This window comes from Nitrobacter sp. JJSN (assembly GCF_051912485.1).
Classification (GTDB): Bacteria; Pseudomonadota; Alphaproteobacteria; order Rhizobiales; family Xanthobacteraceae; genus Nitrobacter.
On record NZ_CP196822.1, the window covers coordinates 2,742,970 to 2,764,860 of the forward strand.

The 21,891-nt window shown below is 58.3% G+C and carries 13 protein-coding genes and 5 pseudogenes; 3 read left to right on the top strand and 15 right to left on the bottom strand.

Going from position 1 to position 21,891, the window contains the following annotated elements:
- The first annotated feature begins 54 nt into the window (after window positions 1-54).
- Together ACSZOQ_RS13595 and ACSZOQ_RS13600 are read left to right on the top strand one after the other, a co-directional pair.
- Window positions 55-2,817 carry a type I secretion system permease/ATPase gene (locus tag ACSZOQ_RS13595; RefSeq protein WP_439923024.1) on the top strand — a complete coding sequence of 921 codons (2,763 nt, stop codon included), beginning with the start codon at window positions 55-57 and terminating at the stop codon, window positions 2,815-2,817.
- Window positions 2,804-4,231, top strand: coding sequence for an HlyD family type I secretion periplasmic adaptor subunit (locus ACSZOQ_RS13600; RefSeq protein ID WP_439923025.1), 1,428 nt, complete (start codon window positions 2,804-2,806; stop codon window positions 4,229-4,231). Before ACSZOQ_RS13595 ends, ACSZOQ_RS13600 begins: the two co-directional genes overlap by 14 nt.
- Before the next feature lie 105 nt (window positions 4,232-4,336).
- On the opposite strand, the gene ACSZOQ_RS13605 is transcribed toward ACSZOQ_RS13600, so the two are convergent.
- The 13 genes and pseudogenes from ACSZOQ_RS13605 to ACSZOQ_RS13665 all read right to left on the bottom strand — a co-directional run.
- Window positions 4,337-5,134, bottom strand: a complete 798-nt coding sequence (locus tag ACSZOQ_RS13605; protein WP_439923026.1) for a LuxR C-terminal-related transcriptional regulator — start codon at window positions 5,132-5,134, stop codon at window positions 4,337-4,339.
- Between the two features lie 912 nt (window positions 5,135-6,046).
- Window positions 6,047-7,053, bottom strand: a pseudogene (locus tag ACSZOQ_RS13610) (SphA family protein).
- A 180-nt stretch (window positions 7,054-7,233) separates the two neighbouring features.
- Window positions 7,234-8,175 (bottom strand): HlyD family secretion protein, encoded by a 942-nt coding sequence (locus ACSZOQ_RS13615; protein ID WP_439923027.1) that lies wholly within the window; start codon window positions 8,173-8,175, stop codon window positions 7,234-7,236.
- A complete protein-coding gene (locus ACSZOQ_RS13620) occupies window positions 8,172-8,417 on the bottom strand; it encodes a DUF3302 domain-containing protein (protein WP_439923028.1) in 246 nt (81 codons plus the stop codon). Before ACSZOQ_RS13620 ends, ACSZOQ_RS13615 begins: the two co-directional genes overlap by 4 nt.
- Before the next feature lie 11 nt (window positions 8,418-8,428).
- Complete coding sequence (locus ACSZOQ_RS13625) at window positions 8,429-9,460, bottom strand: DUF1254 domain-containing protein (RefSeq protein ID WP_439923029.1); 1,032 nt, start codon at window positions 9,458-9,460, stop codon at window positions 8,429-8,431.
- 88 nt (window positions 9,461-9,548) lie between these two features.
- Complete coding sequence (locus ACSZOQ_RS13630; protein WP_439923030.1) at window positions 9,549-11,075, bottom strand: DUF1214 domain-containing protein; 1,527 nt, start codon at window positions 11,073-11,075, stop codon at window positions 9,549-9,551.
- Window positions 11,076-11,095: 20 nt separating this feature from the next.
- Window positions 11,096-11,602: a hypothetical protein gene (locus ACSZOQ_RS13635; RefSeq protein WP_439923031.1), complete on the bottom strand. Its 507-nt coding sequence runs from the start codon at window positions 11,600-11,602 to the stop codon at window positions 11,096-11,098.
- A 32-nt stretch (window positions 11,603-11,634) separates the two neighbouring features.
- On the bottom strand, window positions 11,635-12,951 hold the full coding sequence (locus ACSZOQ_RS13640; RefSeq protein WP_439923032.1) for a DUF1214 domain-containing protein: 1,317 nt from the start codon (window positions 12,949-12,951) through the stop codon (window positions 11,635-11,637).
- 31 nt (window positions 12,952-12,982) lie between these two features.
- Window positions 12,983-13,981, bottom strand: a complete 999-nt coding sequence (locus tag ACSZOQ_RS13645; RefSeq protein WP_439923033.1) for an HAD family hydrolase — start codon at window positions 13,979-13,981, stop codon at window positions 12,983-12,985.
- An 86-nt stretch (window positions 13,982-14,067) separates the two neighbouring features.
- The gene (locus tag ACSZOQ_RS13650) at window positions 14,068-15,786 is read right to left on the bottom strand and encodes an arylsulfatase (protein WP_439923034.1); all 1,719 of its coding nucleotides are present in this window, start codon (window positions 15,784-15,786) and stop codon (window positions 14,068-14,070) included.
- Window positions 15,787-15,935: 149 nt separating this feature from the next.
- Window positions 15,936-17,759 (bottom strand): arylsulfatase, encoded by a 1,824-nt coding sequence (locus ACSZOQ_RS13655; protein ID WP_439923035.1) that lies wholly within the window; start codon window positions 17,757-17,759, stop codon window positions 15,936-15,938.
- Window positions 17,760-17,792: 33 nt separating this feature from the next.
- A pseudogene (locus tag ACSZOQ_RS13660) lies at window positions 17,793-18,365 on the bottom strand (SUMF1/EgtB/PvdO family nonheme iron enzyme); the annotation flags it as partial.
- Window positions 18,366-18,408: 43 nt separating this feature from the next.
- Window positions 18,409-19,302: pseudogene (locus ACSZOQ_RS13665) on the bottom strand (IS3 family transposase); the annotation flags it as partial.
- 87 nt (window positions 19,303-19,389) lie between these two features.
- Between ACSZOQ_RS13665 and ACSZOQ_RS13670 the strand changes: the two are divergent.
- Complete coding sequence (locus ACSZOQ_RS13670) at window positions 19,390-20,415, top strand: IS110 family transposase (RefSeq protein ID WP_439922717.1); 1,026 nt, start codon at window positions 19,390-19,392, stop codon at window positions 20,413-20,415.
- Between the two features lie 255 nt (window positions 20,416-20,670).
- Here the strand turns inward: ACSZOQ_RS13670 and ACSZOQ_RS13675 are convergent.
- Window positions 20,671-20,952 (bottom strand): annotated as a pseudogene (locus tag ACSZOQ_RS13675) (transposase); the annotation flags it as partial.
- Window positions 20,953-21,005: 53 nt separating this feature from the next.
- Window positions 21,006-21,254 (bottom strand): annotated as a pseudogene (locus tag ACSZOQ_RS13680) (SUMF1/EgtB/PvdO family nonheme iron enzyme); the annotation flags it as partial.
- Window positions 21,255-21,891: the final 637 nt, after the last annotated feature.

Consider the following 21,891-nt stretch of genomic DNA (forward strand, 5'->3'; position numbering starts at 1 on the left):
TTATGCGGAATTTGGAATCCCCATATAATTTCCGAGAGCTGAGCTAGGATAGCGATGCAAAACGAGAACGTTGCGACGGAGGACGCTGGGCTTGTTGCCCTATGGCTATTTCTGCGTCTTCAAGGCGTGAACGCCGCAATCGATCAGATCCGCGAGCGCTGCGGAACCACGGCAGCGATAGGTATTCGAGCGATGCTCCGCTGCGCCGCTCAGCTTGGGATCGCGATGGGTGCGCGTAGGACGCACTGGGAGCAGCTGGTCAGCATGCGGCAGCCTGGAATCGTGTCGCTTCGCAATGGTGGATTTCTACTTCTTGGACGCGCCGACAACAACGGCGCGTTGGTTATGTATCCGTTTTCGGGGCATCCTGGCTCCGGGCAAACCAAGCTGATTACGCGCGAAGAATTCGAGGCAGTCTGGGATGGCCGCATCGTCTTTGCCGGATCGACCGGTTTTATGCAGCGTGTTCATTATGCCCTGGCGAACGCGGCTATCCGCGGACGTAGCATGGTGATGTACTCCCTTTCCGTTGCATCGATCCCAGGGCGCAGCTTCGCAGCCTGCGCTCGTCATGCCTTTGCCGATGCATTCGTTTACGCGCGCAGATTAGTGCGACAGCTGCAGCAGGTGCGCCGCACCGACCGAAGCGAGCTCGCCACCGAAACCGCGGAGCCGGATAACGCGGAGTCGGATACTGCGAATGCCGACGAGTGCGGCCTGCTGGCCTTGGTGACCTTGTTGCGATGCCACGGCGTCGCTGCTGATCCAGCACAAATTCGGCATCAACTTGGCGTCACGCGGGTCGACCTTTCCAGCATGTTACGCTGCGCCAAGGATTTCGGGCTCAAGGCCCGGATACAAAAGACCAGTTGGAGTCGGCTCGCCGTGACCCCGCTGCCAGGCATTGCCGTCTTGCGAAACGGCGGATTCCTGATCCTCGGCAAAATCGTCGACGACAAGCTCCTGGTCCAGTGGCCAGCGGTTCCGCAGCCCGAAATAATGACGCAGGCTGAACTCGAGGCCATTTGGGACGGCGACATCGTTCTGATGGCGCGTCGTGCGTCGCTTGCGGACCTCTCCCGACGGTTCGACATCAGCTGGTTCCTCGGCGCAATTCACAAGTACCGCCGCCTTCTGGGTGAGGTGCTGATTGCATCTTTCTTTCTTCAGGTTTTCGGCGTCATCTCCCCCCTCTTCTTCCAGGTCGTCATCGACAAAGTACTCGTGCATCAAAGCATGAGCACGCTCGACGTTCTGGTCGTTGGTCTCGTCTCTCTGACTCTCTTCGAGGCCATTCTTGGCACCCTGCGGGTCTATGTGTTCGCCCACACGACAAATCGGATCGATGTCGAGCTCGGCGCCCGGCTGTTTCGACACTTGATGGCGCTACCGATCGCTTATTTCCAGGCGAGACGCGTTGGCGATTCCGTCGCGCGCGTGCGCGAACTCGAGAACATCCGCCAGTTCCTGACGAGTTCGGCGCTGACGCTCGTGATCGACTTCCTGTTCACGTTCGTCTTTCTCGCGGTGATGTTCTACTACTCTATATCGTTGACGTTCGTCGTCTTGGCCTCGTTTCCGTTTTATATCGGTATTTCCGCAGGTGCGGCGCCGTTGTTTCGCAAGCGCCTTGACGAAAAATTCAATCGCGGCGCCGAGAATCAGGCCTTCCTCGTCGAGAGCGTGACCGGCGTCGAAACGCTGAAGGCAATGGCGGTCGAACCGCAGATGCAGCGCCGCTGGGAGGAGCAGCTTGCCGCATATGTATCAGCAAGCTTCCGCGTTCTCAGCTTGAACAATACGGCGAGTCAGGCGGTTCAAGCTGTCAACAAGCTCGTCATCGCTGCGATACTTTACTTCGGCGCCAAGCTCGTGATCGGAGGAGAGATGTCCGTCGGCGAACTGGTCGCGTTCAATATGCTGGCTTCTCGCGTAAGCATGCCGGTGCTGCGGCTGGCGCAGCTCTGGCAGGATTTCCATCAGGCCCGCCTGTCGATCGACCGGCTTGGCGACATCCTCAACACGATACCAGAGCCGAGCTTCAGTCCCGGACGCGCCGCATTGCCGGCGATCCGTGGCCAGATCACTTTCGATCATGTGACCTTTCGGTATCGCGTTGGCGGTCCCGAAGTGCTGCATGACGTGTCTTTCAGCGTCGAGCCCGGCCAGGTCGTCGGTGTGGTCGGTTCATCGGGATCCGGCAAGAGTACCATCGCCAAACTGATCCAACGCCTCTATGTGCCGGAAAGCGGACGCGTGCTGATCGACGGTGTGGATCTTGCGATGGTGGATCTCGCATGGCTTCGCCGGCAGACCGGCGTCGTGCTGCAGGAAAACGTGCTCTTCAACAACTCCGTTCGAGAGAACATCGCGCTCGCTGATCCAGCGGTCCCCATGGAGCGCATTATTGCGGCGGCTGAACTCGCGGGAGCTCACGACTTCATCCTGGAATTACCCGAAGGCTACGACACCGTCGTGGGCGAGCGGGGCAGCAGCCTATCGGGCGGACAACGCCAGCGCATCGCAATTGCTCGCGCTCTCATTATGGATCCGCGCATCCTCATTCTTGATGAGGCCACCAGCGCCCTGGACTACGAAAGCGAGCGCGCCATCCAGCAGAATATGAAACGGATCGCGGCAGGCCGGACGGTTTTTGTCGTTGCTCATCGTCTCTCGACCGTGCGGCAGGCCGATCGCATCATTACCATCGAGAGAGGCCGCATCGTCGAGGATGGCCATCACGACGCGCTGATCCGCTCGAACGGCCGCTATGCGAAGCTGCATTTCCTACAAGCAGGCATCCATGACGCCAGCTAGCAAGAACGTTGTCGCATTTCCAAAGGCCACGGTCCGCCGCCGCGAGGCCGAAATTGCGTTTCTGCCGGCAGCCCTTGAGATCGAGGAGAGGCCTCCGTCGCCGGTCGGGCGCGCGATCGGAGCCAGCATCATCGCGGTCTTTTGCGTAGCGCTCGCATGGGCGTCGCTGGGCAGTGTCGATATCGTCGCAACCTCGACTGGCAAGATCGTCCCCGGGGGGCGAACCAAACTCGTTCAGCCATTCGAGACAGGTGTAGTCCGCGCCGTCCACGTGCGGGACGGCCAGACAGTCAAGGCTGGCGATGTTCTCGTTGAACTGGACCCCACAATGACCGGCGCCGACTGGGAGCGGCAGAAGAGTGATTTCGTCAGCGCTGAACTCGACGCCACACGGCTGCGAGCTGCACTCGCGGATGATCCACTTGCGGCTTTTCGTCCACCTGAAGGAGCGGACCCCGTCAAGATCGAGACGCATCGTCAGCTTCTGCTCAGCGAGCACGCCGAACAGGATGCCAAGCTTTCAGAGATCGGCCGTCAGTTAGGCCAGAAGGAAGCCGAGCGGGCGACCATTTCCGCCAGCGTCGCGAAGATCCAGGCCACCATTCCGGTGTTGCAGGAGCGAGTCAACATTCACAAGACGCTCCTTGACAGGGGATTGGCGTCGAAGGTCGTTTATCTCACCGAGTTCCAGGATCTCGTTGGCCTCCAGCAGGATGTCACCGTCCAACAAAGCAAGCTTCGTGAAGCCGATGCGGCGATCGCTTTGCTGAGGGAGACAAGAGAAAAGACCGCCGTGGGGCATCGGCGTGCCATCTATGATGCGCTGTCCAAAGCGGAACAAAAGGTCGCGAGCCTTAAGCAGGACGTGATCAAGGCCGATCAGCGAACCAAGCTCCAGAGCTTGGTCGCACCAGTTGACGGCGTCGTGCAGCAGCTTGCCGTTCATACGGTAGGAGGCGTGGTGACGCCCGCCCAGGTGCTTGCGGTGGTGGTTCCGACACAAGCCCCTCTCGAGATCGAGGCGATGGTGTCCAATCGCGATATCGGATTCGTTCATTCAGGTCAGAAGGCGGAAATCAAGGTCGACACATTCAACTTCACTCGCTATGGGCTCCTTCACGGCGAGGTGCTCAGCTTGTCATCCGACGCCATTGCCCACGACAGGCCATCGAACGGATCGAATGACCGGATCACGGGCGCAGCATCGAATACCAGCGAGCCGCGGGGTCAGGAGTTGCAATATGCCGCGCGCATCTCGCTTGACCGCACGGAAATGCAAATAGACGAGAAGCTCGTCAAGCTAAGTCCCGGAATGGCGGTGACGGCCGAGATCAAGACAGGCTCGCGCAGGATCATCAGCTACCTGCTCTCGCCGCTGGCAAAATACAAGCGGGACTCCTTAAGGGAGCGGTAGCAGACCTTGAATTTCGTGCCGCTAGTCCTCCGGCAGTTCGCCAATACTCCCGGACGTAAAGCCGTCAATGCGGCTGCGCCACTGCATCAAACGTTCGGCGGGCTGTCACGACGACCCGATTCTCTTGATCGCGGAGATCACCGCGACGGAACTTGAAAGCGGCTCATTTGCATCGGCGATCGGGAGATGCGGAGTACCATTTACGGGTTGTGACAGCAGCGGATGGTTCATCCCCCAAATCGCCGCCTGCGTTCGGTTCTGAACCCGGATCTTGCGCAGAATCGCCTTGACGTGAACCTTTACGGTTGCCTCTGCGATATCGATCTTTCGCGCGATGCACTTGTTGGAATTGCCGCTGATCAGACACCGCAGAATTGCCAGCTCTCTCGGTGAAAGCTGGGGCGCGGTCGTATCCTCTTGAGTGACGAGGATTGCGGCTTCGTCTTCGCCGGTTACCGCGGCTTTGCGTCGACGCTCGCTCTTGGCATCGAGAGGTGATGCCAGGAATGCCGGCGGGAAAACAGTCTCGCCCATCATCACCAACTCGATGGATTTGACAAACGCATCGCAGGACATCGTGCTTACAAGATAACCGGCAGCGCCGGCGTGAAATACTATATCCGGCTCGCTTGACCTGTAGTGATCGGCCACAACCACAATGCGCCCACTGGGATGTTTGTCTCTCACAAAGTTGATCTGTTCAACGGCGAGGGCGAAGTCATCGCCGGTGTGGACAATGAGAAACAGTACTTGCGGCCCTCGAAATGCGCCCGTTAGTTCATCAGGGGACGATACCGATGCCCGGACACGGAAGTTCTCCTCGCGCAAAATACGGACAATGCCTTCTCTCATTAAAACACTTTTGCCTATGAGAAAGGTTTCAAAAGATTGATGCCTCCTCATTTGACCCTCCTGGTCAGTACGCAACTGGGGAGCTATGAACCACGACTTAGAGCTCCCTGGAGCTACCCTGGAACAAAGGGTAGTCGACGACGAAAACGCGTCTCCGCCTCATATCCGCAATGGTTAGTCGGACCTTCCGACCGAAAGTTCAAATTTCCTAAAAGCCGGCCTTGAGTTCCAATGATGGAACTTAAGACTGGCCGCTGTGCAGGATTTGACGAGAGCTCATTTTGGATTCTCACCACTCAACGCAAATCCTGAAATAACCGAAGCGTTCAGTAATTGCCTCAATTAGCCCGCCAATTACCGAAAATAATATTCAACTATTGATGTAGCCGCTAACTTGTATTGGTCGCGAAGCTGCCGCCCGTACTAATCACGACGGCTTTGCGAGCGACTTCAGTTGAACACTAGATCAACGAAAGCATTGGTCGGTATCAAAACAAGGTCAAAATAAGTTGAACTTTTTGTTTCTAGAATTTTCTGATATGTGTTTGTGAGTGCTCCCGAAACCAGGCCAGCGAATACTGGGATTTCTTGAGTTTGATCGGAGCCTATCGCGCTCGCGGAAACAGCGAGACGGAACCCTGGCATACCGTCGCGTCTTACGTGCAAGCGTCGTTTTGTCGCACGCCTGTTCGGTCTGCTGAAACGTTCTCGTCCTCGATTTTCAGGAGAGGAGCTGGTGGGCGCCAGACTGCACCACCTTCTCGATGAAAGGATGCAAGTATTCGCTGCCGTCTGCGTGATCTGCGAAACACAGCTAAATCGGAGATGGACCAGCGTTAATCCGATGAATAACACCACGGCACAAACAACGTGACGATCGAGGTGCGAAACCCGATATGACGTCGGCGCCGCTCTGGAGCAACGTTGTCGGTTCTCGCGTGAGATCAGTGGCGCTGTCTGCCCTCAGTATTTCCGTACGATCGGCTTCGCCTCCGGCTTGGGAGCTTCAGGCGAGATTGCGAAGGTCAGCCATGTATTCCAGCCCTCAGGCCGATTCTGCGCTGCGAACTCCTTGTAGGCTTTCACATTGATATATCCCTGCATGTCCCCGACGGGGAACAGGAAGCCGATTTGCGGACCGACGCCTGCGATGCGCGAGCGGAAGCCATCGAGTGCTGCAGGCGCGCCGAAATCGTTGGTTACCTGTTGCAGGTAGTAGCCGACGACGCCAACCTGAACCTTGTTTTCGAAGAAGTGCGAAGCGCCCCAGTCGACGTGGAAATCGATCCGTTCTGGTATTGCGTGTAGGTGTTCTTAAAATTGTAGGTCATGCCGGCAGTTGCCGAAAACTCGTTGCCGGACTTGGGATTGAAGTAGGTGTAGCCGCCGCCGAAATCGATGGCGCCATGACCGATACCAAGATTGGCGAGACGGTTGGGGTCGTAATCGCCCACGGGAATGTCGCCCATGCCGTAGACCATGAAATTGTTGACGCCCTGATTCCATTTAAGCGCCACCTGAGGAATCACGTCTCCGACGGACGTCAGACCCTGCGTCCGATTCAGCGCAATCGTGTTGCCGAGGGGGCCGGTGAGAGAGAGCGCAGCCGACGCTTCGTTATGCCCGGCGATGCCAAGAACGCTAACCGATAGCTGGGCGCCGAGCACCGGCGTCGCGAACACGTAAGTCGGTCCAAATCCAACCAGGTCGCCTCGGCCGCTGATGCCGACATCAACCCGCCCGCCGCGTGGAAACTGGGCACCCGCGGCTGAACCGACATCGGTGTGAAGATAGAATGTCGCCCATGACCATCCGGGGGTCGCAGGCGTCGCTGCGAGGCTTCCGAATGTGCCCGGTAGCCAGAAACTGAGGCCTCCCTCGTCGGCGAAAGCCGGTGCGGGGCTTCCGGCAGAAACCAACGTGCAGAGCCCGGCAGTTACTATCGCGCCTAGAATTTTCTGTCGCCTCATCGTGTCCCTCCATCACTGGAATTGCCTAGAGCCCTTTCCGTTTCTGATGGAATCAGAAGCGGGCTCTATGAGTTTGTTTTGACACGTTTTCTTCACGCGAACCGGTATCACTTCGCTCGAAAACGCCCTAGATTCTTCGAACAGGAGCGATCTGCGACACTCATGGCTTCACATCACACCCTAGAACGGATTGACGTAGTTCAGAATCGCAATCTGTCTCAACAGCACTTTGCGGATGATGTGCGTTGCCTTGACATGGTCGGTGAAGATCGCGGCGTCGCCAACGCTCCCGGCAGGCAACTGCGCCGCAACCCCGGCATCGTCGAGCTTCACCCGGGCAACGAAAGGCGCGGACTGCACCCCTTTCGGCATGACCGCGACGCCCGACGTTTGGGTCTGCCCCGTGGCGACAGCCTGCAGAATGCTTTCTACTTGTCCCTTATACACCTTGCCCGGAAGGAACTTGAACGTCACCTCGACGGGCTGCCCGGTTCGCAAATAGCGGGCATCGTGCTGCGCAATTTCGACGCCGACAATCGTATCCGCCGTATCGATGAAGGCCATCACCGGAGCCAGCGGCAGATTTGCCACCCGCGCACCCTTGCGCAGCGCGAGATTGGTCACGTAACCATTTGCGGGTGCGCGGACGATGGTTTTGTCGAGGTTCCACCGCGCGCCCTCGAGCTGCCCCTTGAGCTGGTCGACTTCGGACTGCCGCTGCTCGACATCGAAGCCGCGGCCGGCATCGCGTTCAAACAACAGCGTCATCTGGGCAAGGCGCGTGCTGGACAATTTTAGCTGAGCCTCGATCGTCTTGACCTGTGCCTCGTAGGGCACCGGATCGATCCTGAACAGCACCTCGCCGGCCTTGAGCGGGGTATTGGCGGTGACCGGTACATCAATCACTTCGCCGGCAACGTCCGGCACGATGGAGACCGAGTTGCGGACCACCAGCGCGGGCCCCTGCGGCGCACCCCATCCCATCGGAATAAACAGTAACAGGTTCAAAAGCAGGAGAACGACAAGGGGAGAGCTTTTCCAGAAGAAATTGAAGCGAACGATGCCCGTTCGCACAAGCACGAACACAAGAACCAGATAGACCGCCATGATCGCGATCATCATGACTGCCGCTCCCCCTTGCTCGAGGCGGGCACATCGACGTAAGCCCAGATCAGAGCGACCGGCCAGAGCGCAAAGCCGCAGATCAGGGTGACCCAGCCGGCCACGGTCACGGCTTCCGCCTGCGGATGACCGCGCGTCTTTGCGATGTGACCGGGCAACCAGCCCGCAATGCAGAAAACGCCGACGCAGCTGGCCAAAAGGATGATCAGCACAATCCAGGCAAAGATGTCGAAGCCGCTCATGCGCGATCTCCTCAGCTGGCCGGTTGCGCCTCCGGGAATTTCCACTTGCCGCTGAGTATGTCCGCGCGTGGGCGATAGAGCCGCACCGTGTAGTTCCAGCCTGCCATGATCGGCAGGCAGTTCGGTATCTTGCCGTCGCATCCACCGAACTGGACGTTCACCGAACCATCGGCATTCTTTTTTGAGGTGAGGTTGTTGAGCGAATAGGCGTTGTATGGGTTTTTTTCGTAGTAGCCGGCGGCATTGTAGAGGCTGACCGACCAGAAGGCGTCGACCGGCACGTCCTTGACGTTAAGTCTGTAGATCGTTGTGCCGTCATTCTTCGATGGCGCGAAGCTGAGGTAGGTCGCGTCCTTATCGGGATTACCTCCCCAGCCCGCCGATGTACCAATCAGATGCCTGACGGGGTCGACCTCACCTTTGGCGCCGAAGGCATGCGAAAAGCCGCCTGCATATTTCGCCAGCACCAGAAGGGCATCGTGGATATCTTTCCGAGCGGCCTGATCCCAATTCGGCAGCTCGATTTTCCCTTGACCTTGCTGACTTACCTTAATCGCGTCTTGTAGATCGTGAACCTGCTTGAGGTCTTGTGGATTGTTCGGATCGACCAGCGTACGGACGCCTGCTACGACGTACCGCGTGCCGACATTTTCCTTTGTCAGGATGTGCGATCCGGCGCCGTAATAGACAGCCGGAACGTAGTGGTCCTGGTTAATAATTTGCAGTGACATAAAGCGCTGACCCGCATTCGGCATCGTGACGGTTACAGGTCCCGCGTCGAGGTCGAACACGCCAAAAGAATAGAGCGTGTCGCGATTCAAGCGAATGACCGTCTGATTATCGATGCTTGCCGGCTCGCGGTTATGCTTGAATTTCCCCAAACCGCCTTCTTTGAGGAGAGTACCGATATAAGCGTCAGACTCGGCACGGGGAAAATTATCCAACGTAACGGGTATGTCCTTGTCTGAGGGCGATTGGGCCTGCGCCGCACTGACTGCAGCCGATGCGAGCGCCGAAACAAAGAGAGTAAAGACGATTCTCATGACATCCCTTCCTTTTGTGGTCAGTTCACAACCTGCAACAGCGGCGCTTCCATTGTCCATTCAGAGCCATGCTTGCAGCACCATCCCCCTAACCGGCACGCTGAACCGCCGGCGGCGTCCATGAGCCGTCTGTCACGGGCGTTTTCGGCCAGTAGGCACGCACATAGAGAGTGAAATCACCCCCCTTCGGCGCCGGCAGCCAGTTGTCGCGTTGGGCGGCCGGCGGCGTATCGGCCTGCACATGGATCGTCAACGAACCATCGGGGTTGTGTTTCAGCGCCTTGTTCTTTGTTCCGGTCGAATAGCGCTTGATCTCGTTAGGCGCAAAGAAATGGTGCTCATTGTAAAGCGTCAGCGACCAGAAGCCGTTGACCGGTGGCGTCTGATCTTTCGCGAACGTAACGGTGTAGCGGTTGGCGCCGTTGAGCCTTGCGCCCGAGGCATCAAGGTCTTGATAGAAATATTTCGTTTCGTTCGGCGAGTTGACCAGGATGTTCGACTTGGCCGCCGCCGTACGTGTGAAGTAATCGGCACCGAAGGCGGCCTCGTTCGAGATCGTACTCCAGTGGTGCGGAAGCTGCTGGCCCCAGTTGCGGAATTCGAACAGCGGCTTGACAATCTGCTCCTCAACCTCCGTGGCAGCCTTGATCAGCGGAGCCTTCAACGCCGGATTGTTCTTGATCGCTTCAAGCAGCGCGCGCATTTGAGCGTAGCGGGATTCCTCGCCCGGCAAAGGCGGCGCGTCGGCAAGGACGTCAGGGAGCTGATCGAAGAACTTGTCAGGAAACACCCACTTTGTTTCCGCTTCGCCGGCAGACGTCGCCGGGACTTTCTTGATCTTGCTCCAATCGGTGCTTTTCATCCGCCCATCGAATTCCGCGAGCGGGTACATCGTGATCCACTGGATCACACTTTGGATCGCCTTTTTATCCTCAGGCGTGTCGTCCTGAAACACGCGCGGGCCAGCAAAGCCGGTGTTGGTCGGAGAGCGGAAGACCCTGGTGATACCCTTGGGAATGTCGCCCCGCCAGTTCGGCCCAACCAGCAGATAGAAGCCCGGCGTCGTGCCGTACATCTTGCCAAGCTGCACGAAGCCGTCGGTGCGCAGGTCGACCATCTGGTACACCCAGAAGCGGTCGCCGAAATCTGGCACCTGGACCACCACCGGCGAAAGATCGAGCGCGAGCGAGCCTGCGCCATAGACCACGTCTTGATTAGGGCATGCGACTAAGCGCTGCTCAGGCTCAATGTAATCGGTGAGCATCGCCACGCGATTGAGCGGCGCGGCCGGTCCCGGCCCCACCATCATGACCTCGGGCACGTTTTTGAAGTTCAGCCGCTTGTTATAGAGATTGACCATCGGCCATGCCCAGAAATAGGCGTCGCATGCGATCATTGCCGCATAGGCTTCGGTGATCTTCACGCTGGTGTCCGGCCCCGGCGGCAGCGCGCGCGCCCATTCCGGCGATGGTGGCAGAGGCTGTGGATTGAGCGACGATGCCTGCGCGTGCGCAGCTGAGTGCCCGCTGGCGCCGAGCGTCGAAGCCGCGGCAAGTATCGCTCCCGCCCGCAGAAGTGTCCGCCGATCAAGCCTTTGATCATTCGTATTGCTCATTATATTCTCCAGTGTTCCAGTCAGAGTTTGGCTTCCGCGGAAACAACATTGAGCGCGCGACGAGCGGCGTTAAACGCGAAGATCGTGCCTGCGAAGTAGACTGCGATGAAGAGCGCCTGTCCGAGCAGCCAGACATTCTTTCCAACGGCGACGGGTGAGTAGTAGAAGCTCGGCCAGATCGCATCGAAGACGAAGTAGCCTGGATAACCGACTGCAAACACGCCCAGCAGCCCAACGATGCAGAACCAAAGCGCCACTGAGCTGTCTGCCGCCAGATGCGTTCGCGATACTCGCGCGGCCAGCATCAGCGTGAGGCCGATCGCCACCATGCCGAGGCCGCCAGCTTGCACGGCGGCGACTGACAACGTCCATGGGCAGGCCCACCACAGCGTGATGTTCTGCATGAATAGTTCGCCGTTTGGCCAACGTGAGCCCACGCAGTAATGGGCGATGATGCCGAAGGTCAGGAACACGCCGAAGATGAAGAGGCCGAGACCCCATTTTGCAAAGCGCGCGCCGGCTATCATCGCTTTTCTCCTATCGCTTCCCTCCTATCGCTTCACCGCTTGATTAGAGGCGGTGGATAGTAGGTGCCGTTCGCAACACCTTCGGTGGGCCGATAGAATCTGAAGGTGAGGCGATACTTCTGCCCTTTCGGCGTCGGCAGCCAGTTGCCGTCGGGCGCCTCGGCAGGTTTCTGGTCGGCGAAATAAAGCGTGAGCGAGCCGTCCGCGCCGTATTGCAGCTTCGACTGGTTATTGATCAGAAACCGGTTGATCGGATTTGGCAGCACGCGAAAACGGTGGCTGTCCACGGCTATCACCGACCAGAAGAACGTCGCATATTGAGCCGGCAGTCCATCCTTCGGGAAAGTCAGCGTATAGACGTTGTCGCCGCTGAGTTCCGCTCCGGTCTGGTCGAGGCTGCCTCGATAGTAGAGAACTTCCGGCTTGATATTGGCCCAGATGCCGCCGTTGTCGACCATGGTACGTGCCAGGTAATCCAGACCGTACTCTCCGACGACGCCGGGACGCGCCCAACCATTCTGCACCGTTCCGTGGCCGATGATGGCACTAGCCTTGCCGATATCAGCCAAGGCGCGAGTGCGGATCACCTGATCGACGCGTGCGCGCCGGGCAGGATCCTTGACAGCCTTGGCGATGGCGCGGGCCTTCTGGCCCAATGTTTCCAGCCCGACACTAAGGTCAGGCTCTCCGTCGAGCGCGATGTCCGCGGCCTCGAAGGCTTCGACACCAGGCAACTTCTCAAGCTCGAATATCGGCGTCTTGGGAATTTCCGGAAGCTTCGGCGTGCCTGTCGCCCGGAACGTGAACTGGTGTTGCAAGGCGATTGCCGCATCCGGATCGGAGCCAAGCTCGACGCGGGCGAGTACACGAGAATATTTTACCGGAAGATCAATGCGCGTTGCTCCCGTAGGGATCGCGACGTTCGACCCCCGATAGCAAACGGCAAAATCGCCGAACGGCCGCCTGGGAAAGAGGCGCTCATTGATGTTTGCAATCGTCTCGCCCCAGCCGTTCAGGAAGTGGACCGTATAATAGCGACCCTCCACCTTTGGCACGCTGACAATCGTGCAACTGTTTTCATCGGCTGCGACCCATGCTTCGGAATAGGCCACGTCCAGATTAGGGTTGGGCCAATCCACCTCGCCCGGCTTCCGGTGTACAAGTTGGTTCCACTTGAAGCCTTCCTTGAAATCGAGCTGCTGCTGACGCGTGATCAGTAGACGGCCAAGCAGGTAGATATACGCGTCGCTGACATCCTGATCGGAGATGGAGGCGGGCTGCGTCTGCGCACTTGCTGCCATTGCCGTCGCCAAAAGCAGAATGAACGCCACGCAAATAGTTCTGACCATGCTCCACTCCTGTCCATGCCGCTAAAAATTGTCAGGGCTCAAACGCGAAAACTTTCTTCCAATCCTGCTTCATATCGACGACGGTCCAGCCTTTAGCCTTCGCCTCCTCCCATGCTTTGTCGAGTTGTCCGATCTTCGATGGGCGGTCGTAAGCGTATTCACGCGCGGCATCCGTGTGATGCACGATCCCGGCAAAACGCGCCCCGCTTCCCGCCGTGGTCCATTGCAGCATCTGAAGATCGCCATCCGAATTACCGAAGGCGAAGATCGGACGCCGGCCGATCATCATGTTGATGCCGACGGGTTTGCCCGGACCGTCGTCGATGAACTGCACCTTCGCCGTCTTCAGCAACGACGGCCTGCCCGCGGCGTCTAGCTGATATTTCGTGACGCCGGACGAGCCGACCACCTGCTCAGGTGGAATGCCGTAGGCCTTTTCGGCCCACACCCGCATGAACTCGACGCCGCCGCCCGACACGATAAAGGTCTTGAAGCCGTTGGTACGGAGGTAAGCCAGCAGTTCGACCATCGGCTGATAGACCAACTCGTTATATGGCCGGTTGAAGCGGGGATGTTTTGCGGTCGCGAGCCAGTCGGCGACGGACTTTGCGAATACCTCCGTGGTCATGCCGCTATGCGCCGCGGCCACCAGCGTCAGCAGACCCTTCTCGCCCTGCTCTGACAACGCCTTCCTGTCACCGGAGAGGAACGCCTTGAACGGCTGCTGATTCTTCCATTCCGGATGTTGTGGCGCCATCGCCTTGACGCGATCGAGCGCGAAGGCGGCCTGAAAATAGATCGGCTGCTCGCACCACAGCGTGCCGTCGTTGTCGAACACGGCGATACGCTCTGCGGGCGACACAAACTCCGCACCACCTTGCGTCGTCACTTTTGCGACGAAATCGGTGATGGATGACTTTACCGCGCCGTCGTTCCATGAGGGCAATGGATCGGATTGGGAGAACGCCGTTGAAATCGGCAGAAGCGCGGCCAACAGCGCGGCAAACACGAAGCGCCGGGTGAACTTCATCGACAACCTCCTCGATCCTGAAATGTATCCTCTCGCTAAACGACAAAGTGCCGGACGGCATTGTTGCCGGCCGACATGGTGCAATGCTAGTGCGCCGGCTCAAGGCTCCGCTGCATCTTCTCGACCAACTGATCGATGCTGAAGCTCGATGGTCTTTGACTCGGAGGATAATCCTTGAATGTCGCCAAAAATGGTCCCACGACAGCTTGAGACGCCAGGAACGGAGCCGAGTTCGACATGAACCAGTCATAGTAAGTATTCGACGTTACGTCAGCCCGCTCGTACGGGTCAGACCGCAGGTCAAACGCCTTGGGGACGCGTAGTTTGGTAAATGGCTCGGCCCAAATACGCAGAGTACCCGTTGCGCGCTGCTCTTCGAAAACGAGCTTCCAATTTTCGTAACGCATGGCGACGATATCACCGTCATCATTGAAATAGATAAACTCCTTGCGGGCGCTGTTCGGCTGCTGGCCGGTGAAGTACAGCAGTTGATTATAGCCATCGAGGTGAACCTTGAAGGTCTTGCCAGCGACCTGATAGCCGTTAAGTAGTTTGCCTTTGATATCGGGCTCGCCGGCCGCGGTAAGCAATGTGGGCATCCAATCTAGGCCGCTGACGATGTCGTTCGAGATCGAGCTGGGTTGAATTTTGTCCGGCCAGCGGATCATGCACGGCACGCGGAACGCACCTTCCCAGTTCGTGTTCTTTTCACTTCGGAACGGCGTTGTACCGGCATCCGGCCAGGAATTCTGATGCGGGCCGTTGTCCGTCGTGTAGAGCACGATGGTATCGTCCGCGATTCCGAGATCGTCGAGCGCCTTGAGGATAGTTCCGATGATGCCGTCGTGCTCGATCATGCCGTCGGCATATTCAGTGCGAGACGTGAGGCCGGGCTTGTCACGATGCGACTCCCGCACATGGGTGCGGAAGTGCATGCGCGTTGAGTTATACCAGCAGAAAAACGGCTTATTCGCCCGTGTCTGCCGTTGAATAAAATCGATCGCGGCCGCCGAGGTCTCGTCGTCCACCGTCTCCATTCGCTTTTTGGTCAGCGGGCCGGTGTCCTCGATGGTCTGCTTGCCGACACGTCCCCAGCGGGGATGTTCGGTCGGATCGTCGCGGTCCGACGCCTTGCAACGCAGGACGCCTCGTGGGCCAAGCGCGGCAAGGAACTTCGGGTCGCGCGGATAAGTCCGCGATTCCGGGTCTTCTTCAGCATTGAGGTGGTAGAGATTGCCGAAGAACTCGTCGAAGCCGTGGACGGTTGGGAGATACTCGTTCCGGTCCCCGAGGTGGTTCTTGCCGAACTGGCCGGTCGCATAGCCGAGCGGCTTGAGCAGTTCAGCAATCGTGGCGTCACGCGCTTGCAGGCCAACTGTTGCACCCGGCATACCCACCTTCGAGAGCCCGGTGCGAAGGGTGCATTGTCCAGTGATGAAACTCGATCGTCCTGCCGTACAGCTCTGCTCTGCGTAGTAGTCGGTGAACATCATACCTTCACGGGCGATGCGATCAATGTTTGGCGTCCGATAGCCCATCAACCCGAAGGAATAAGCGCTGATATTGGTCTGGCCGATATCGTCGCCGAAGATGACGAGGATATTTGGCTTGCGGCCGGATGGGGCAGTCGTTGTCGTTGTGGCCGGTGCAGCCTTTTGCCTCTGGGCCTCCGCGGGTGCTGTCATTGCTGCCAGCGCCACCAGCGCCGACGAGCCCAGCAGTATATTCCGGCGGCTGAGAGCGTGGTTGTCGGCCTCGCTCGATGGAGTTTCGAGTTTGTTTCGGTCGTCCGCACTGCTGGTCATTGCACTCTCCATTCTCCACAAAGAGGTCGAGAATCATTGCGTAGCGCGATCACAAAGCTCAGATATGCGACACTCACAAACAGGTTTGACACACAAGGGAGCCAAATCATCCCGGCCCGCCTATGGCCGACCGGGATGGGTTACGCCGCCTATTTAACCCCGCGTTGCTGAATTTGCTCGTCGATCATCCTGTTCAACCCACCGCGGATGCGGTCGAGGTCGAGGTTCTTCTTGAACGCCTCCCTGCGCTTGATGCTATCCATTTCATCTTCCAGAATGTTCGCCGGATTGAAGCTCGGCGGGAATGAGCGCGGCGGAAACTCCTTGAACGACGCAGCGAACTGAAAGACATCATCCATCGTCCCATAGACGCTGCCGACGTGATTCAGCTGCCAATCCCAGAAGGTGTTGGACGTGATATCGGCGCGCTCGAACGGATCCTGCATCAGATTGAAAATCTTTTGCAGACGAAGCGTCGTGAACGGCTCAGCCCACAGGCCCATCGTCCCCTGCATGCGTTGTTCAGAGTAGACGTATTTGAGGTCTTCCTTGCGGTAGGCCACCAGCAACCCGTCATCGTTCGAATAGAAAAATCTGTCTCGGGCGCTCTTAGTGCCGTTATTATTCGCCGCGCTGCCGCTCACATTGCGCAGAAAGTTCGATTGATCTAATCCATCGAGGTGCACCTTGTAGTTGATGCCGTTCGCGGTGTAGCCCGCCTTGAGCTTGTTGACGATATCCGGTTCGCCCGCAATTGAGCAGAGGGTCGGTATCCAATCGTTGTGGCTCATCAGTTCATTCGAGACAGTGCCGGGCTTGATGTTACCCGGCCAGCGCACCAGGCACGGCACGCGGAAAGCCCCTTCCCAGTTGGTGTTCTTCTCGGAGCGAAACCAGGTCATGGCGCCGTCCGGCCACGTATTCATGTGGGGACCATTGTCGCTCGAGTAGACGACAATCGTGTCGTTCGCGATGCCCATGTCATCCAGCGCCTTGAGCAGCGCGCCGACCGTGTCATCGTGCTCCATCATACCGTCGATATATTCGCTATCGCCATGCTTGTAGCGGCCGCGGTGCTCAGCGCGAACGTGCGTGCGCAGATGCATGCGGGTGCCGTTAAACCAGCAGAAGAACGGCTTGCCAGCCGCGTGCTGTCGTTTCATGTAGTCGATTGCCGCCGCCGACGTTTCATCGTCGATCGTTTCCATGCGTTTCTTGGTGAGCGCGCCGGTGTCCTCGATGGTCTGCTTGCCGATTTTTCCGAAACGGGGATCGACCGTCGGGTCATCAACGTCTGTCGCCTCGCACTTCAGGACGCCGCGCGGCCCAAATTTTGCGAGATAAGCCGGGTTTTTTGGATAGTCCGGCAATTCCGGCTCTTCCTCCGCGTTGAGATGATAGAGGTTGCCGAAGAATTCATCGAAACCGTTCACTGTCGGCAACGATTCATTACGGTCGCCGACGTGGTTCTTGCCGAACTGGCCGGTCGCATAACCAAGGTTTTTGAGCAGACCACCAACCGAGGGGTCCAACTGGCTCATGCCCATCGGCGCGCCAGGGAAGCCAACCTTGCTAAGCCCGCTGCGCATGATGTGCTGGCCGGTGAGAAACGCTGAACGGCCGGCGGTGCAGGACTGCTCGCCGTAATAGTGCTGCATCTTGAGGCCCTCGCGGGCAATGCGATCGATGTTCGGGGTCTCGTACCCCATCAGGCCGTTGGAGTAGGCGCTGATGTTTGCGATGCCGATGTCGTCGCCCCAGATCACGAGGATATTCGGCTTTCGGCCGGACGGAGAAGTTGTTGTCGTGGCCGGCGCAGCCTTTTGCCTCTGGGCCTCCGCGGCTGAGATCATCGTCGCCATTGCCACCAGCGCTGACGAGCCCAGCAGAATATTCCGGCGACTGAGAGCGTGGTTGTCGGCCTCGTTCGATGGAGCGTCGAGTTTATCTTGGTCGTTCGCACGGCTCGTCATTGCACTCTCCATTCTTCACGAAGAAGTCGAGGGTCATTGCGTAGCGAGTTTCCTGGTCACACAGCGAAATCCGACGTGGCTGGTCGACGTATCGATCGGTTCGGCGTGGCGTGCGGCCGGGCGGTAGCGGCGGCAATAGTTGGGAGCGCACAGATGCGAGCCGCCTTTGAGGACTTTACGCGGAATCTTGATGGACGGCTGGCAGGGATCGTAACTCGCGTCCTCGCTGCCGCCGCGCGGATTTTCCGGGATACAGCACGCTTTGGCTGCTTCGGCTTCGTGTTTCGGGGTGTACCAGTCGCTGGTCCACTCCCACACATTGCCGATCATGTCGTGCAGGCCGTAACCATTTGGCGGAAACGCTGTTACGGGCGACGTGCGTTCGTAGCCGTCTTCACCGAGATTCTGCCGTGGAAATTCGCCCTGCCAGGTGTTGGCCATGTGGCGGCCGTTCGGCGTGAATTCATTCCCCCACGCGAATTCCGTCTCCTCCAGTCCGCCGCGCGCGGCAAACTCCCATTCTGCTTCGGTCGGCAATTCCTTGCCGGCCCAGGCGGCATAAGCCAGCGCGTCGGCATAAGCGACGTGGACCACCGGATGATTGTCCTGCACGTTTGGCCTGCCCCTATGAGGTGGTCCACTTTCAGTCTTAATGCATGATGGGCTTTTCGGCCATTGCTTGCGCTGCCGGCGGAAGCGATCCGGCTGGCTTTGAAGGCCAGGCGATGGCCTCTGGCGCCGGCGGTTTATATCCGAGCGATGAGTGTGGTCGCTCGGTGTTGTAGTAGCGTCGCCATGCCTCGATGATGACCTTGGCCTCGGCGAGGCTGTAGAAGATCTCGCTGTTGAGCAGTTCGTCGCGAAGCTTTGAGTTGAAGCTCTCGCAGTAGCCGTTCTCCCAAGGGCTTCCGGGCTCGATGAACGCGGTCTTCGCGCCGACAGCTGCAATCCAATCCCGCACTGCCTTAGCGATGAACTCCGGCCCGTTATCAGAGCGAACGTGGCCGGGCACGCCGCGTAGGATGAACAGGTCCGACAAGACGTCGATGACGTTGGTCGAGTTGAGCTTGCGATCAATCCGGATCGCCAGACATTCTCGGGTGAACTCGTCGATGATGTTGAGCATGCGGAACTTCCTGCCATTGTGGGTCCGGCCCTCGACGAAGTCATAGGACCAAACATGGTTAGAATGCTCGGGCCGAAGCCGGACGCACGATCCGTCGTTCAGCCAGAGCCGGCCTTTCTTCGGTTGCTTTTGGGGAACCTTCAGCCCCTCCCGCCGCCAGATACGCTCGACACGCTTGGCATTCACCGTCCAACCCTCGGACCGCAGCATCGCCGTGATCCTGCGATATCCATAGCGGCCGTAGCGTGAGGCCAGACGGATGATGTCGGTCGTCAATGCCTCTTCATCCGGTCGGCTTTGCGGCTTCTTGCGCTGGGTCGAGCGATGCTGGCCGAGAACCTTGCAGGCAAAGCGCTCCGAGACGGAGAACTTCACCATGACGTGGTCGACGCAGCGGCGACGGCGGGAGGGGCTCAGATGGGGTATTCGGGGGTTTCCCTCGCCAAGGCGTCCGTTGCGAGGCGAGATTGAAGCTCCAGATATTCAACATCGAAGGAGCCCGTCATGTCACTGTTTGCTGGCCTCGATATCTCCGTGAAGACGACCGCTATTTGCGTCCTGGACGCGAACGGGCGAGTCCTTCTCGAGACGATGGTTGATAGTGCACCAGAGGCAATAGCCGGTCGCTTGCACGAGTTCGGTCAGCCTTTCGAGCGGATCGGATTGGAAGCAGGACCATTATCCCAGTGGATCTATGCCGGTCTCGTCGACGTTGGCCTTGCGGCGATCTGTGTCGAGACCCGGCATATGCATGCAGCGCTCTCGGCACGCATCAACAAAACCGACCGGAACGACGCCCGCGGGATCGCCCAGATGATGCGGGTCGGGCTGTTCAAGGCAGTCCACGTCAAAACTCCCGCCAGCCAACATCGAAGACTTCTGCTGACCTCTCGCAAATTACTGCAGCGGAAGATTTATGACATCGAGAATGACCTGCGGGGCTCGCTGCGTAATTTCGGACTCAAGGTGGGTGTGGTTGGCAAAATCAAATTTGAGGACCGTATCCGTGAGCTCGTTGCAGATCATTCGTTCGTTGCTGCCATCGCCGCTTCGTTGTTAGAGGCACGAGCAGCTCTACGAGCTCAGTTTGCTAAACTTCACCGCATGCTGCTTGATCTGGTGCAGGTCGATCCGGTCTGTCGCCGCCTGATGTCCGCGCCAGGGGTCGGACCGATCGTCGCTCTCACGTTCCGAACGTGCGTCGACAATCCCGCGCGATTCTCAAGATCCAAGTGCGTGGGTGCTCACTACGGACTTACGCCGCGCATTTATCAGTCCGGCGAGATCTCCAGGACGGGTCGCATCTCCCGATCTGGGGATGTGATGCTTCGATCCAGCCTTTATGAAGCAGCTCTCGTCGTATTAACTGGCCCAGGTCGCTGGAACCCGCTCAAGGCCTGGGGCATTGCAGTGGCGCGCCGGCGCGGAATGCAAAAGGCGATGGTCGCAGTTGCACGCAAGCTCGCGGTCATACTTCACCGGATGTGGAGGGATGATACCGACTTCCGCTGGAGCGCAGCTACAACCTAATCACAGAGGAAAACGACAACCGATTCAACTTCCTCCATGCTGGAGGAGGCGTCCCGCGAGGACGACGGGATTGGGTGAGACCGAGGAAACTCGTGCGGCGCACTTACGACCGCGCGGCTTAGATGGCTCCGCCCGTTCCCTCTGATCCCATCATGAGGCTGCAAAATGCTGACCTCGGAGAGAAGCAAGAGCCTCGCAGGATGATCTCTGACATCGTGGACGTGCAAAAAGGAGCTTGCATCATGCGCCCCGAATAGAGAAGAAGTTTCCCGAGGCAGCCTCTTTCAGGATCAGCTTCTCCAGCGTCAGGTCCGACACAGCCTTGCGCAGCCGGTCGTTCTCTTTCTCAAGCTCCTTGAGGCGTTTCACCTGGTCGCCCTTCAAGCCACCAAACTCCTTGCGCCACCGGTAATACGTGAACTGCGTCACGCCGATCGAACGAACCGCTTCGCCAACCGATCTGCCTTGTGAAAGCAAAACATCGACCTGGCGCAGCTTAGCGACGATCTCTTCCGGCTTGTGCTTCTTCTGGGGCATTCCAATGTCCTCTCTACGGCTAATAGCCTAACTCAGGGAGGACCACTTTTCAGGGGGCAGACCAGCACCTCCGCGACGGTGACATGACCCGTGGCTTTCACGAACTGTTTGAACTGCCGGTTCGTGACAGGTGTTTTGTCAATCCAGAAGCCATCAACCGTTACGCGGTGGCTCGGCGCTTCCTCCGGATAGTGATGATCCGATCCCATGCAGAACGTCCCGCCCGGAATCCAAACCATATCTGTCCGCTCACTCTCCGCCGCAAGCGTAAGCAACGGGGGTTTGACCGATGCAACTGACATCACTCGCCTCTGCTGCTGTACTTGCCTCCGCTACTGTGGACAGGCATCCCAGAACCCCTTGGTGCGGCTGCGATAGGCAACGCTGCCTCTGGGCCAACCGCAGCGTGGCCCCCGCGCAGGACAACGACTTTCTCGATGAGATCGCCTTGATTTGCATGAAGGTGAGGAGCGCTTGGGATCGCATTAGCGGATGATGATCCGCCGAAAGCTAATGCGCTGAAGATCAGCACGGTCGCACATGCGACGCTTCGAAGGCTTTGCGATGTATCGGTAAGGCGACGAAGCAGAATCATTTTCGATCGCATAGTCGAAACCCTTCCTATGCCCTTCGGCTGCCAGCGTCTTTGGCAGCGACGGTCCACTCAAATTGTCGAGGCTCTCCTTCTTCAGAGCTGCGATGACAAAACCAATTCGCTCGCCCGGCTGCAGGCGATTTACATTCGCTGTGGCTAACTCTCGCGAGCTTAGTCGAAGGTTTCCGTTATGTGATGTGCAGTTTGTGCCAAAAATCGTAGCGATCGCGGCACACTTAACAGACACCGTTCAACGACGGTCGATCAAGCCACCTTACGTGCGTCGTCTTTTATGAAAATGCGAAGACACTCCAACTCGACAAGATCTGTATCACAGCCCGTCC